General features: G+C 62.1%; 15 protein-coding genes. 7 read left to right on the plus strand and 8 right to left on the minus strand.

Going from position 1 to position 13,653, the window contains the following annotated elements:
• The first annotated feature begins 6 nt into the window (after nt 1-6).
• From LB533_RS27325 to LB533_RS27345, 5 genes are read left to right on the plus strand one after another with little or no spacing between them, the layout of a single operon-like run.
• The gene (locus LB533_RS27325) at nt 7-264 is read left to right on the plus strand and encodes a hypothetical protein (RefSeq protein ID WP_140642647.1); all 258 of its coding nucleotides are present in this window, start codon (nt 7-9) and stop codon (nt 262-264) included.
• The gene (locus tag LB533_RS27330; protein ID WP_224557154.1) at nt 261-2,087 is read left to right on the plus strand and encodes a (5-formylfuran-3-yl)methyl phosphate synthase; all 1,827 of its coding nucleotides are present in this window, start codon (nt 261-263) and stop codon (nt 2,085-2,087) included. The genes LB533_RS27325 and LB533_RS27330 overlap by 4 nt, the downstream gene beginning before the upstream one ends.
• Nucleotides 2,088-2,090: 3 nt before the next feature.
• Nucleotides 2,091-2,642, plus strand: coding sequence for a flavoprotein (locus LB533_RS27335; protein ID WP_140515154.1), 552 nt, complete (start codon nt 2,091-2,093; stop codon nt 2,640-2,642).
• Complete coding sequence (locus tag LB533_RS27340; RefSeq protein WP_140642650.1) at nt 2,635-4,029, plus strand: DUF6513 domain-containing protein; 1,395 nt, start codon at nt 2,635-2,637, stop codon at nt 4,027-4,029. Before LB533_RS27335 ends, LB533_RS27340 begins: the two co-directional genes overlap by 8 nt.
• On the plus strand, nt 4,030-4,614 hold the full coding sequence (locus LB533_RS27345; protein WP_140642652.1) for a DUF447 domain-containing protein: 585 nt from the start codon (nt 4,030-4,032) through the stop codon (nt 4,612-4,614).
• A gap of 21 nt (nt 4,615-4,635) precedes the next feature.
• On the opposite strand, the gene LB533_RS27350 is transcribed toward LB533_RS27345, so the two are convergent.
• On the minus strand, nt 4,636-5,682 hold the full coding sequence (locus tag LB533_RS27350) for a hydantoinase/oxoprolinase family protein (protein ID WP_140642654.1): 1,047 nt from the start codon (nt 5,680-5,682) through the stop codon (nt 4,636-4,638).
• On the opposite strand from LB533_RS27350, the gene LB533_RS27355 reads away from it, so the two are divergent.
• The gene (locus LB533_RS27355; RefSeq protein WP_140642656.1) at nt 5,632-6,423 is read left to right on the plus strand and encodes a HisA/HisF-related TIM barrel protein; all 792 of its coding nucleotides are present in this window, start codon (nt 5,632-5,634) and stop codon (nt 6,421-6,423) included. The two genes, LB533_RS27350 and LB533_RS27355, sit on opposite strands and share 51 nt — an antisense overlap.
• A gap of 135 nt (nt 6,424-6,558) precedes the next feature.
• Here LB533_RS27355 and fae read toward each other — a convergent pair whose 3' ends face one another.
• The 7 genes from fae to LB533_RS27390 form a co-directional block, all read right to left on the minus strand.
• Nucleotides 6,559-7,065 (minus strand): formaldehyde-activating enzyme, encoded by a 507-nt coding sequence (fae, locus tag LB533_RS27360; RefSeq protein WP_140642658.1) that lies wholly within the window; start codon nt 7,063-7,065, stop codon nt 6,559-6,561.
• Nucleotides 7,066-7,213: 148 nt separating this feature from the next.
• Entirely contained in the window at nt 7,214-8,074 is an 861-nt protein-coding gene (locus tag LB533_RS27365; protein WP_140642660.1) for a triphosphoribosyl-dephospho-CoA synthase, read from the minus strand.
• A gap of 15 nt (nt 8,075-8,089) precedes the next feature.
• Nucleotides 8,090-9,037 carry a RimK family alpha-L-glutamate ligase gene (locus LB533_RS27370; RefSeq protein WP_140642661.1) on the minus strand — a complete coding sequence of 316 codons (948 nt, stop codon included), beginning with the start codon at nt 9,035-9,037 and terminating at the stop codon, nt 8,090-8,092.
• Nucleotides 9,038-9,088: 51 nt separating this feature from the next.
• A complete protein-coding gene (mch, locus tag LB533_RS27375) occupies nt 9,089-10,045 on the minus strand; it encodes a methenyltetrahydromethanopterin cyclohydrolase (protein WP_140642663.1) in 957 nt (318 codons plus the stop codon).
• Nucleotides 10,042-11,103: an ATP-grasp domain-containing protein gene (locus LB533_RS27380; protein WP_224557157.1), complete on the minus strand. Its 1,062-nt coding sequence runs from the start codon at nt 11,101-11,103 to the stop codon at nt 10,042-10,044. The genes mch and LB533_RS27380 overlap by 4 nt, the downstream gene beginning before the upstream one ends.
• A gap of 46 nt (nt 11,104-11,149) precedes the next feature.
• Complete coding sequence (locus tag LB533_RS27385) at nt 11,150-12,043, minus strand: NAD(P)-dependent methylenetetrahydromethanopterin dehydrogenase (protein WP_140642665.1); 894 nt, start codon at nt 12,041-12,043, stop codon at nt 11,150-11,152.
• A 30-nt stretch (nt 12,044-12,073) separates the two neighbouring features.
• On the minus strand, nt 12,074-13,045 hold the full coding sequence (locus tag LB533_RS27390) for a beta-ribofuranosylaminobenzene 5'-phosphate synthase family protein (protein WP_140642667.1): 972 nt from the start codon (nt 13,043-13,045) through the stop codon (nt 12,074-12,076).
• Nucleotides 13,046-13,202: 157 nt separating this feature from the next.
• Here LB533_RS27390 and LB533_RS27395 point away from each other — a divergent pair, with 157 nt between their 5' ends.
• Entirely contained in the window at nt 13,203-13,583 is a 381-nt protein-coding gene (locus tag LB533_RS27395) for a 4a-hydroxytetrahydrobiopterin dehydratase (protein ID WP_140642669.1), read from the plus strand.
• The last annotated feature ends 70 nt before the right edge of the window (nt 13,584-13,653 follow it).

A 13,653-nucleotide genomic window follows, 5' to 3' on the forward strand; every position in this document is an offset into this window, starting at 1 on the left:
CGACGGTTGTCGGAGCAGCGCCAAGTCCAGGTGCCCATGGTCAACTTAGCCGACCCGCAAAATTTATCAAACCCTATCGGACGACTTTTCGCGCCTGCCCTGGCTCGATGTCTTTTTGACAAACATGCCATGGCGGCTGAAAAGATTGCCACCTTCGATTTCGAGGTCGTTCGCAGCTTTGTCATCCGCGATGTGCGTGAGAATCGCGCGGACGAGGAACAAAAAAAGATCTTGGCCTCCAAGCTGGAGAAACTGTTCAAATGACCAGAATGTTGGCCAGCGTCACCGGTATCGAAGAGGCGGAGATCGTTCTTTCGGGCGGTGTCGACATCGTCGATCTGAAGGACCCGAAGGCGGGAGCGCTGGGCGCGGTGTCCACCGAAACCATCCGCCGAACGATTTCGTTCATCGCTGGTCGGGCTCCGGTCAGCGCGGTCTGCGGCGACCTGCCGATGGAACCCGAAACGATCCGCGCCAAGGCTGAAGAGATCGCGGCGACCGGCGTGGATTATGTCAAGATCGGGTTTTTCCCATCGGCTGACATCCCTGCCTGCGCGGAGGCGCTGGAACCGCTCGCCGCGCGAACGAAGTTGATCGCTGTGCTCTTTGCCGATCTTGCACCGGACTTCGAGTTCCTGCCGGTGTTCGGCAGGCACCGCTTCCACGGCGTGATGGTTGATACGGCGCAGAAGGGGAAGGGCCGGCTGCTCGACCATTTGCCACCGGAGCGCATTCCGGGATTCGTCGATCGAGCGAAGTCGCTCGGTCTGATGGTTGGCCTGAGCGGATCGCTCGAAGCCCCGGATATTCCACGCTTATTGCCTTTCGCTCCCGATTTCCTCGGCTTTCGCGGCGCGCTGTGTGGCGATGCCGGCCGCGCGGGTTCAATCAGCGCCGAGGCGGTCTCGCAGATTCGCGAATTGGTCCCGGCAGAGCCTGGGACAGGCGGTAAATCGAGCATCGACTATCGCCTGTTGGCAGCGAGAGGCTATTCGCCGGGCACTGATCCGACACTGGGCACGGATAGGATTTTCGTGCGGGATTTTGTTCTGCCGGTCCAGATCGGTGCCTACAGCTTCGAGCATGGCCATACTCAAAAGGTGCGCTTTGATGTGATCGCCGACGTGCTGCAAGTCACCGACCATCCCGAGGACATGCGCCATGTGTTCTCCTACGACATCATCATGGATGGCATTCGCACCATCGTCGCGCGGGGACACATTCAGCTCAGCGAGGCTTTGGCCGAGCAAGTGGCGGCGCACGTTCTGGAGAACCAGCGCGTCGTGCGCGTCACGGTAAGGGTGGAAAAACTCGAGCTCGGGCCTGGCGGTGTCGGCGTCGAGATCGAACGCAAGCGCCAAGCGGCAAGACGCGGTGTCGCCTCCGGCTCTGCCGGCCGGAAAGACAGAAGCAGTATTTCCCGGCCGCGCCAGCAAGGCTCCGACGTCCTCGGGCGGGCCGTCGTCAAGCTTGGCGGCAGCACTGCCCATGCGGCGGAAATGACGAGCTGGATCGCGGCGCTGGCGGGTTCCAGGTTACCGATCGTCATCGTGCCCGGCGGCGGCCTGTTTGCCGACCAGGTGCGCGAGACGCAGACCCGCATGGATTTTTCCGACACCGCCGCACATGCCATGGCGATCCTCGCCATGGAGCAGTTCGGCCACGTCATCCTCGATCGGGACGAAAGACTGACGCCGGCACGATCGCTGGAGGAGATTGTGCGAACATTGGACGAAGGGAAGGTCCCGGTGTGGCTGCCGTCGTCACTGGCGCTGCCGGCACCGGACGTTCCGGCCTCTTGGGACATTACCTCCGATTCCCTGGCCGCCTGGCTTGCCGGGAAGCTTGGCGCGAACGCGCTGTTGCTTATCAAGCAGACTGATGCATTCTTCGACAACGATACCCCTGACAGCCTGAAGGCCAGGGGCATTGTCGACGCAGGCTTTGCCGCCATGCTGCCCGACGGCATCGATTTCCGTCTCGCCGGTCCGAAGGATGCCGCCGAGGCGGGCGCGCTACTCGCATCGGGCAAGCTGCCCGGCATCGGGATCGTGGCTTCGACCCGCTCGGCAAAGAAGGCAGGCTAGCCGATGGTGAAGCTGCACGTGCCGCGCTGGGCGTGGGTTTTGACGGGCTCCGGGCATTTTTTCACGGAGAGCTTCGCACTTGTTCGCCAACTCGAACATTGCGATGTTTTCGTGTCGAAAGCCGCCAATGAAGTGCTGCGCATGTATAAGCTCAAACTCGATTTTCCGGAGACGACGCGCGTGCTGCACGACAAGACGGCGAGCGCCATTCCCGTCGGCGAATTTTACCACGGCGTCTACCACACGGTCGTGGTGGCGCCTGCCTCGTCCAACACGGTTGCCAAATGCGTCTGGGGTATTTCCGATACGCTTGCCACCAACGTCTTTGCGCAAGCCGGAAAGTGCCGCGTGCCGATCATCGTCTTTGCCTGCGACACCGCACCCGAACTCGAAACCATGGCACCGCATGGCCTGGTCAAAGTCTATCCGCGCAGGATTGACCTGGAAAACACCGAGCGGCTGAAGGGGTTCGAACGAACCCAGGTCGTCGAGTCGCTCGCGGACCTCAACGCGGCGGTCCAGCAACGCCGGGCCGAGCTGTCCGGCCATGGCTGAGCGGCTGGTCTTTCTCACAGGACATCTGGCCAGGGCACGGTTGGAAAAGCTGCTATCCGGTCTGGGCGAGACGGAGTTTTCGTGGGAGGTGGTCGACATAGGTGTCAAGGTCGCCGCACTGATGACCGAAGACATCATAAAGCGGCGTCTCATCGCGCCCAACGCCGTTGACCGCTTTATCCTACCAGGGCGCTATCGCGGCGATATCGAGCAATTGTCGAACCATTTCGGCGTGCCCTTTGCGCGCGGTCCTGACGAGATCGCGGACCTGCCGGCCTTTCTCGGCCGTGTCGGCGAGCCGCCGGATCTTACGCGACACGATATGCGCATCTTCGCCGAGATCGTCGATGCGCCAATGCTGTCGATCGAAGCGCTCATGCTGCGGGCGGGGACGCTAGCTGCGGCCGGCGCCGATGTCATCGATCTTGGCTGCCTGCCTGAAACGCCATTTCCGTTGCTGTCGGAGGCAGTGCGCGGGCTCAAGGCACAGGGATTTCAGGTCAGCGTCGATTCGGCCAGCGCGGACGAACTGTCGATCGGTGCGCGCGCCGGCGCGGACTATCTTCTCAGCCTCGACGAGAACACGCTGCCGTTGATCTTCGGTCATGGCGCTACGGCGGTGTTGATCCCTTCCGCCCCTGGCGATCTGGATTCGCTTGGTCGCGCTATCGATGCGGCGCAAAGCGCTGGCATTCCCTTCATCGCGGACCCCGTGTTGGATCCGATCCACTTCGGCTTTGCCCAATCGATCGGCCGCTTCATCGAGGCGCGGCGCCGCTGGCCGGAGGCCGAATTGCTGATGGGCACCGGCAATCTCACCGAACTTACCGATGCCGACAGTTCCGGCGTTACGGCCGTTCTAACGGGCCTCTGCTCGGAGCTCGGGGTTCGAAATGTGCTAGCTGTGCATGTCAGCCCGCACACGGTGCGGACGATCGAGGAGCACGACATTGCCCGCCGCGTGATGTTTGCCGCCCGCAATGACGGTGCACTGCCGCGTAGCTATCACCCAGGCTTGCTGCAGATCCACGATCGCAAGCCTTTCACGGCCTCGACCGATGATATCGCTGCATTGGCGGCCGCGGTGCGCGACGCCAACTACCGTATCGCTGCAGCGGAGGACGGCATCCATATTCTCAATGGCAAAGGGCACGCGGTTGCTAAGGATGCCTTCGAATTTTTCGCCGGACTTGGCGTGGAGACCGACGGTGCGCATGCTTTCTATCTGGGCGCGGAACTGACGAAAGCCGAGATCGCGTGGCGCCTCGGCAAGCGCTATGTTCAGGACGAGCCGCTCGCATGGGGCGTTGCCGCACCGGCTCTCGAAACCGACCGTACCCGTCTTGCCGAACCGGGCGAGACGCTTCGCGCGAAGAAGGAGGGCTAGGTGCCTTACATTCGCGAGACAATCATCACCACTGTCGACAAGACAGGAAAGATCCATATCGCACCGATCGGCATAATCTCCGAAAAAGACGGCTGGGTCATCGCACCGTTTCGTCCCTCGGTTACGCTCGACAATCTGGCGGCGGTGCCGTTCGCCATCGCCAACTACACCGACGACGTGCGCGTCTTCGCTGGATGCCTGACCGGGCGCAAGGACTGGCCGACCGTTCCCGTCGAAGATTTTCTGGTTCCCCGGTTGGCGACCGCGCTGGCGCATTCGGTTCTCGAAGTCGAGAGCGTTGACGATGATGGCGTGCGGCCTCGCCATTTCTGCCGCGTGGTTCGAGAGGAAATGCATGCGCCCTTCACCGGCCTTAACCGAGCCAAGGCGGCTGTTCTGGAACTGGCCATCCTGGTCAGCCGGCTCGGCATGCTATCCCGCGACAAGATCGAGGCCGAGATCGCGTATCTTTCGATCTCTATCGAAAAGACAGCCGGCGCCGACGAACGGGAAGCCTGGGGTTGGCTGATGCAGCGTGTCAGCGATCACCTGGCCGCCAAAGGGTCCAGCAGCGGGGACGCGTGAGCCATGACGGCGCGAGCGCCGCTACGCTGCTTGTGATCGATATCCAGCCAGCAGCGCCACCGCCGATGCTGGTGCGGCGCGGCTGGCCTCGCCGCGAACAGCGTCATGAGCGGGGACGATGTCGGCGAAATCGACAAAGCGACGTTCCATGCGCTCGGCCAGCCGCCTGATCTGCCAGCGGCCCGTTCCGGCGCCGACGATCGGAACATCTTGAGCAAGACCCCAGGCCACCAGGGATGCTGCGTCGTGGATTTTCCGCAATTGCTGCTCGCTGAACCAGCGTGCGACTTCACCCCATTCCGGCGGCGAAAGTTCAGCGGCGTCGCGCCCGACCATGCGCGCCAGTCGCGCGATCGAACCGTGGACGGTCTTTTCCTTGCCATCGGCGGAAGGGTGCATGTCGTCCTCCTCATCGAGCACGCCCAGGATCCGGTGCGCGTCGGCGATCGAGGCGAAATACTCGTTCATCAATGGCGTCAGTCTTCGATGGACAGGAGCAGACGAGGCTACGCCGAACAGGAATGTCCTGGTAAATCCCGTATAGACCAGTTCGCCAGTCAGAAGCCGTCCGGCATCGGTGTAGCCCTCATTGACGACGGCGCCATTCTTGATTGCGATAATGTCGGTGGTGGTCGAGCCCATATCGACGAACAGGGCATCGCCGGCCAGTTTTGCCACCAAAGAGGCTGTCGCGTGCCAGTTGGCGGAGGCGACATCGGTGCTCAGCCGCGCCGCCTGCTCGACCTCGACAAAGCCGGATGATCCGGCATAGATCAGCTTTTCGCCTCTGGGAAAACGGTTGGAAATCTGATCCAGCAGCGTCGTCACGCCGATATCCCGGGACGCAAAGATGTCGGACAGTTCGCCCGTCATGGTGAACGCGTTGAGATCGGCTTCCGCATAGATCGGGGCTGTTTCGTCGAGGGCCGAGGTCAGGCTGTGCAACCCTTGCCAAAGCGGCGTGGCGATCGTTACCGCGCCGACGATGCGGCCGCCTTGCGCGCGCGTCACCTTCAGATGCGCGCCGCCAATGTCGAAGCCCGCAATGATGCTCTTTCTTTTTTCCACACTTCAAGCTTTCATGACAGCAGTTGGTCGGCGAGAAAAGCGTTGCGCATCATTCCGGTTCTCGACTTGAAAGACGGCGAGGTGGTTCGCGCCCAGCAAGGAAAACGCGATCGCTACCGGCCGATCGTTACGCCGCTCAGCCGAAGTTCCGATGTCGTCGCCGTCGCCGAAGGGTTGCGTACACTTTATCCCTTTTCGACCTTCTACATCGCCGATCTGGACGCCATCGAAGGCGGGACTCCAAACAGCGACGCACTCGCCCGGTTGAGGGCGATGACGCAGCCGCCTGAGCTTTGGATCGATGCCGGCGTAGCAGACAGGAAAACGCTTTCGGCGGCGCTTGCTGAACGTTCGGTATACCCCGTGTTGGGCTCCGAATCGCAGCAGGACGATGTGCTGCTCCGGCATTTTCGCGATCATCCCGATCTCATCCTGTCCCTTGATTTCCTTGGCGATGATTTTTGCGGACCGCGTTCTCTTCTCGATGAGTCCGAGCTTTGGCCGCAAAAGGTGATCGTCATGACGCTGGCCAAAGTCGGTGCGGCCGCCGGTCCGGATTTCAGGCGGCTGGAGGAGGTCAAGGCCAAAGCGAGAAATCGCGCCGTCATCGCGGCAGGCGGCGTCCGCGATGACAACGATATACGAGCGTTGTCAGCGATGGGCATCGCCGCAGCGCTGGTCGCAACCTCACTGCACAACGCCACGCTCACACCTGGTCACCTGGCGTCGCTCGGCGCCTGATCATAGTTGCTCCTCACTCCCGAAAGGCGGGCGCCCTTCGGGAGTGTCGCTTCAAAAGCCCAGAACCTTTTTCAACCGGCGCAACAGACCATCCGTTTCGGAAGATGGCTTTTCCTGTGCGGGGCTGTCTCTTGTCTAGGCCGCGAACGGATGCTTGACGTTGTCGCGCTGAGCGGTGGCTTCGGCGGCGGTCGGGGTTCCTGCGATAGCGCGCTGGATGGCCTCCTTTGTCGCCTCGTAGTTGTATTTCTGGATCTTGGCGTCGTCGGTCGCGTCCCAATGGATGAATACGCCGACGCATATGAACACGTCGTCCGCTTCGTTAGCCGGAATGGTCCCGTCCGCGACGCTGTCCTGCACGGCCTTTGCAACGGCATGCTGCGCCGGCCCGAACATCTGTACAGCCTGCTTGGCGCCCTTGATCGTGACCTTGTTGAACATCACCGTATTGGGCTTGCATTGAAGATTGGGCGCGATCACCGCCAAAAGCGAGGTAAAACCGTCCTTGTTGTTGGTAAGCGCGTTGCAAAATGCCGTTTCGACCGCGCTCCCTCGCGGGCCGATGAGCAGGTCGACATGCGCGACTTCGTTGCCGTCCCCTACCAGCGATTCACCGACCATTACCTTCGAGATTTTTGCCATGCCAATTTCCTCCAAGACACAATTATGATGTCCACGGACGCTGCAACCGAGCAGGCGCTCGATGGACAGCTATCCTTGTTGGCAGCGCCCGGATTGCCCGGACCGGTTGGCTAGATAGCCGCGGAAGCACAGCTCCCGCTTTTGGAAGTCAAGCACCAACGCCGCGATTATGCAAGCGAGCGCCCAAGGTGTGGACTAAAAGAGTAGCCACGGTCAGATCGGCAGAGGTGCCGGGGTTGACTTTGTCCGCCTTCAGCCGGCGATCGAACTCCATGAGCAGGCGAATGCGTGACGGCTCGTCGCCGTTGGCATGGAGCGCCGCCTGAACGGCAAGAGCGTCTTGTCGCGCCTGATTTGCGACTTCAATTCCGTGATTGCGCACCACGTGACTGTCGGGGAAGCCTGCGACAAACGCCATATAGGCGAACACGGTCGGCCACATGCCGCTTTCTCCGCGTGCTAGCGCCCCTACCAGCGCCGCCAGCCCGACCCCGAACACGTCGCCGAAACAGGTGTCATACTGGCGTGCGATCATATCGCGGTCGGCAGCCTCCCGCATTGCTTCCAAGAGATGAACCTTCGGCTCCTGCCGCACATCATTCGCGGCGTCTCCTAGGCCACCTGGCGCTGCCATGGCGATCGCCTCGAACACTGCCCTGGTATCGTCCATGCTCAACGCGCGCAGCAGCGAGTCGAGATTATCCTGCAAGCTGCCACTCCTCATTTCGGCGGCGCATATCAGAGGCCCCGCCAGGAGGATGATACCGAGATTTGTATTGGTTGCTACGGCCAGACGTGTTGCACGCACCGCCTCCAGCATGCGCTGCCCGGCCGAGAGGCGAGGATCGGTCAGCGGCTCGGACGAAACTTCGGCACTTATCATGAACTGAGCGGCGGACATGCCGTGTCCGTCGGCGAACAGGTGGACGTTGCCTGGCTTCAGAGCTTCGATCTCCATCCGGCAGGCATCCTTGTAGCTAGCCCGGAGGCGTTCACGCGATAACGTCATCCTGCCGCCGCTCCGTCACGAATTCGCCGGCGCGGTGAAACGGAAGGGCCGCGGCGCGGCGGTCGCTTCGATGCGATCGGCCAGGAATTTCAGCAGGGCATCGGCGATCGCTTCGGCGATGTTCACAGCGACCACCGATTGCAGCCCGGACCAGGCGGGCATGCTGTTCACCTCGAGTACGAACAAGCTGCCATCGTCGGCTCGCACGATGTCCACGCCGGCGAAATCCGCGCCGACGGCTGCCGACGCGGCGACAGCCAGCGCTGCCAGTTCTGCCTCGCCATGTCCCGAAACCGGCTCCGGCATGCCACCCCGGTTGACGTTCGTGATCCAGTCGTCGCTGCTGCGGCTCATCATCGCGACGGTTTCGCCGGCGCAGACAAAAACGCGGAAATCCCGGAAAGGCGGGCCGGCGCGCGACACATAATGCTGGAGATAGTAGACGCTGTTCACCTCGTCTGCGGCGGGAAGGTCGGAGAGCGTACGGATCAGCCTTATCCCGCGGCCTTGCGCCCCGAACAATGGTTTCAGAACCAGCGGTCCCTCCGGAAGCTCCTGCGCCGCGATCTCCTTGGCGGCGGCAAGGCCTTCGACGGCGAACGTCGGTGGCGTTGGCAGGCCGGCATTTTTCAAGAGGAAAGTCGTCATCGACTTGTCGACGCAGCGTTCCACCGCCTGCGCCGAATTCCACACGGGAACCGACAGCCGACTCAACGCGTGCAGCACCCCGAGGCGCCGGGTGATCGCTTCGAACGATCCGGCGGCGATCGAACGGACGAGCACGGCATCGGGCAGCACACCGCCGAAACCGGGGATCGAAAGTCCGCTCGGGCTGCCGGTGTCGAACGCGATCGCCGCCAGCGGCACGGTTGCGACGATAGCACCCCGTCGACCAAGCCTTGCTGCAAGGCCCTTGGAGCCGGTGTCCGAATTGTCGCTGACGATCAGGATGCGATGGATCATGTGGCGCCTCGGATGTGGCGGACGACGGACGGGTCTCTTTGTGCCGCCATGCTAACCGAGGCTCCGTTCGAGCATCTTTGGATCACGCCGGCCAGCGCGAAACGTATCGCCGGTTTCGATCGCCGTCACGATCACTTCGGCCGGGCTGAACAACAGCGGATCGATGGCATAGAAATCCCCCTTGAACCGCTTGAAGATCTCGGCAAACGGTTGACCGTAGTCCCGCGAGGCGCGGCTCGGAAGTTTCTCCGCGAGGTTGCTGGCCTCTTTTGCCGACCCTTTTACGAAGAGCTGGACGCTGCCGCCATAGATGATGGCATCGTTCGTTCTGCCCATGGCGGTCAGGAAATCCGGGTGGGGGGCGGGGATTGGCGCCGCTCCGATGCCGTCGACAACGTTCTCCAACGGAAATTTGAGATCGTTGGCCTTGTGCATGGCAACCTCGAGCGCGCGCGCAACGATCTGCAGGCTGCCGGCAAGGCTTTGCGTCGGCGCGTAGATGAAGGTGAGCTTGTCGGTTGCCAGTCCGGTTGCCTTGCTCACTTTCTCGACGATTGCTGGGGGAGGCGGTTTGGCAGTCTCCAGGATAAGCACGGCCGACGATGCGGTGTCTCGATAGGAAAGCGCGTCGAACAGTGGTTCGACGCGGGCGAGTGCCCGCGCCGGTCCCGATCCCATGGCGAAATAGTCCTGGGCAGACAGGTTCCAGCCCGCATATTGGCTGCCTAGGCAGGCCAGTACGGGCTGCGACGAGCGCACCTCGACGGTGAACGGCCATTTCCGCTCCGTGCGGTCCATGAACACCGAAACGCTGCCGAGACCACCCATCGCTGCCTCCGCCATGCGCAGCCCGGCCTCGACGCTGCCGAGCGCCTTGGCGCCGACATCGATAAGGAGCTCGCCCAAGGTTCCCTTGGAAGCGGCGATCCGCAACCGTTCGGCATCGCTGATCATGCCGTCAGCGATGCGCTGTGCATTGTCGTTCAGGAATGCCGAACCGTTCTTCATGTCCGGTCTCCTTCCCATTGGAGTTGCAACCGGCGGGCTTGCCCCTTGATGAGCCGCCTGGTCAAACCGGCATTCGGACCGCGCGCGAAGATGGTACAGACGGGGTCGCCGGCAATCAGACGGGTGCCGGGTGACTGGTGGTCCGCAGTCCATTCGGGCCACACAATCGACGGAAACCGGGCGATTGGGGTCGCGGCGTAGGTCACCATTGAAGCCATCGAATCGACGAAGCGTGGCAAACGGAAGGTTCCTCCGGCCGCAGCTCGCAGATGTGCTTCGATCAGGGGCGCCTCGTCCTCGTCAAAAATGTCCAGCGTAGCGCCTGGCCGCGGATTGATCTCGATGAGCGTGTAGCCGTCCGATCCGCGAATGAGATCGGCGCTGCACAATCCAACCAGGCCGGCACGGCGCGTCAGGGCTGAAAGCCAGCCGCCGATGAGCGCCGCCTGCCTGCGGTCGAAGCGTCTCAACCGCACGGCCCCGCCATAGCGATAGGGTGCCGCGGAGACGGGGGAAGTCCATTGTTGGCTGAAGCCGACGATGCGCGCGGCCTGGCCGTCGCCGACGAAGAGGGCCGAGACGCTGCGTCCGGCGACGAAACGTTGGAAATAGCGGCCGGTGGTCTGGCTTTCTCCGGCCGCCTGTCTGATATGCCCACCCCCGGCGCCGCCCACGGTCTTGGCCACCCAGCTGTCTGGCTCAGGCGGCCGATCCCACCGGAATTCCGGATGTGGGATACCGAGTTCGGCACAATCCGCGGCCAGCAATTGCGGGTCCTTGATCCTGCTGATCGCCGCGCCGCGATTGCCGGCAAGCGGAAAATGGCGAGCGACGGCGTCGACAGTCTCCGTCATCCGCTCAAAACCCGAGCCCAGGACGACAGCGACCGGCCGGTCTTCGCCGGCCAGGTCCCGAAGCGTCTCGATAATGCGCTCGCCGTCGATGCCGTCCTGTAGGTTGCGCGGCAGCTTGGTCGTTCGTTCTGCCACCGCAACCGTATCGGTATCGCAGAAGAAATCAGCGACTAACGGGCGATAGCCCGCACGCCGCGCAGCCATGGCCAATGCCCGGCCTGAAATCGCCGCGATCAGCAGAGATCTGGCGCTATTTGGCAGTCTCGCGTGCAAGGGAAAAGGCTTCCTGGAAATCGAGCGCGATCGTTTTTTCGGATTCGATCATTCTTTTGAAAAGGCCGGACTCGACCTTATATTTGACGTTGCCGATGGCAAGCGGGCCAATCCCGACGGCCTTTGCCGCTTCTAGCGGGTCGCCATTGGCATTGACGGCCAATCCTTCGATGCCTGCGGGCGGGACCGCGTTGACGTCGGCGGCGATAAGCAAGCCGCTGCCTCTCAACTGGGCCTTTGAAACCACCTGGACGCCGGCTTTCGCACAAGCCAGTATGACCTCACTTGCTTCGACCAGATCGGTTTTCCGGGCATCGCTCGATCCGTCAGCCGCATCGACACCGATCTTGAATCGGCTTTTGATCTCGGCAGCGATCTGTTTCACCCTTTCGATGCCGTCATGGCCGACAAGCGTGACGCGGGCGCCCTCCCTTGCCGCGATGACGGCGGTGCAGAAGCCAACCACGCCGGTGGCGCCGAAAACAGCCACCCTCGTGTCCTTCAGCCCGCGCTCGAATTTCTTCTCCAACGCCTTTTCGACCTTGGCCACCATCGCCGCGGCCGTGGTGAACGAGCCGGCCGGGTCGGCAAATACCGAAACCTGGAAAGGCGGCACCATCGCCTTTTTCGCGGCATCGAACATGTCGAGCGCCAACGAAGCATCCTTCCCGGCGATAAAGATGCCGGTATCGACGCCGGCATCCGGCGGACGCGAAAAGATCGCGTCCTGAACTAGGCCTGTCACCTCACCAAGGCCAACATCGACATAGGGGACGACGCTGTCGAAGCCCGCGTCGAGCGCCATGTTCACGTCGAACGGGCTCATGTGCTTCAACGGCGTCAGCATATGCAGGATATGTTTGCGGGCCATTTCTCGCCTTTCTGCTTGGAATCTGAAGCGTCAGCTGCCGACGAGACCGAGTCCGGTCGAACTGATCTTCGCGCCGGAGTTCCTGCCTTTGACGATCTTGATCTGAAGGCCGTCTTCAACGGCTGTCTTCTGAACCGCGCCGACGAATTTGAGCGCGGCGTCATGCGACGGCGCGAAGGCAAAGCCTGTGGGTCCCCAGGAACTCTGGCCGATCCCGACGGCGCCCGCTTTATTGAGACGGTGAGCGACCATCTCGACCCGCTTTGAGGTGAACACGCCGCCCTGCGCCGGAGCGAAATGGCTGCCGATCAGCATCTGTATCGCGGTGACGGCAGCGCCGAATGCCGCAAGATCGCGCTCGACCAAGGCCGGCATGATACCCATCAGCACCCTCCGGCAGATCTCGCCGCTGCCCGCCGTCGGGAAGGGTGGCAGTGAACGGAACGCCGCGACCTCGGCCTCGCCATGCAGTCCATGCCCGGCATGGTCGAGGATGAGGATGACGCGCCATTCTTCGGGAAACGGCAGCCGCGCCACGACCGGAGGCGGTCCGCCACGCTCGTCCTTGCCCGCGTCGACAATCACGCCGCCGTCTTCGAAACTTGCGATGCCGATTCCAGATCGGCCGCCTCGTTCGAGCACGGTCGCGTCGCCGGCGACATCGAGAGGCAGGTTGTGGAGCGTTCGCAGTGCCGAGGCGACGGCAAGGGCGATCTGCGTGCCGGACCCAAGGCCGGCGTGACTCGGGATCGACTGTTCGATCACCAAATGGTGCTGGCCGCGAATGCCGAGATGCCTGCGGAGCGTCGACAAGTGCTCACCGGCGCGAACGCTCTCGGAACCTTCGACTATGGTCTCGCCGGACCGCGACAGGGTGACAACGGTTTCGGGTTCACTCAACGGAAGCCCAACGCTGCCAAAGCGACGTCCGGCATCGCCATTGAGATCGAGGAAGCCAAGGTGAAGGCGAGCGGGCACTCGTACGGTAACAAAATTCGACATCTGCCCCCCGATGGGTGCATCATGGATGCATCATGGAAGTTTAGGTGCCCGCCACGATGATAACTGTTTTCGTCGAGGGAGCAAGCCAAAGAGAGTGCATTCATGTTTCCGCTTTGGCCTGTCGTGTTGACGGACCGAGCAATTCGGGGAGGTCGAGATGAGCGAAACGGTCAAGGAGAAGATCTATTCGGACGCCGAGATTGCCGACCGGCTTGAGAAAGAGCTGCCGAAATGGCGCTACGAAAACGGCTGGATACGGCGCAAATACAAGACCCACAGCTGGAAGTCGACGCTGATGGTCATCAACACGGTTGGCCATCTCGCCGAGGCGGCGTGGCACCATCCCGATATCACCGCTTCCTATGCCTGGGTCGAGGTACGCCTGATGAACCACGCGGCGAAGGGTATCACCGACAAGGACTTCGAGTTGGCGAGAAAGATCGAGGATGTTGTCCAGTGGCAGCCGGCCAAGGAAGGCGGAGCGCTGGAGGGAACTCCGGCGACCGATCAACGCTTCGCTTACATCAAATATGATTAAGCGCGGTCGGAGTTTGTTGATAGCGTATGAAAACATTCGTTAATCTGCTGGCAAGCGGGGTTCACGGCCA

This window comes from Mesorhizobium sp. BR1-1-13, from assembly GCF_020165515.1.
Taxonomy (GTDB): Bacteria; Pseudomonadota; Alphaproteobacteria; order Rhizobiales; family Rhizobiaceae; genus Mesorhizobium.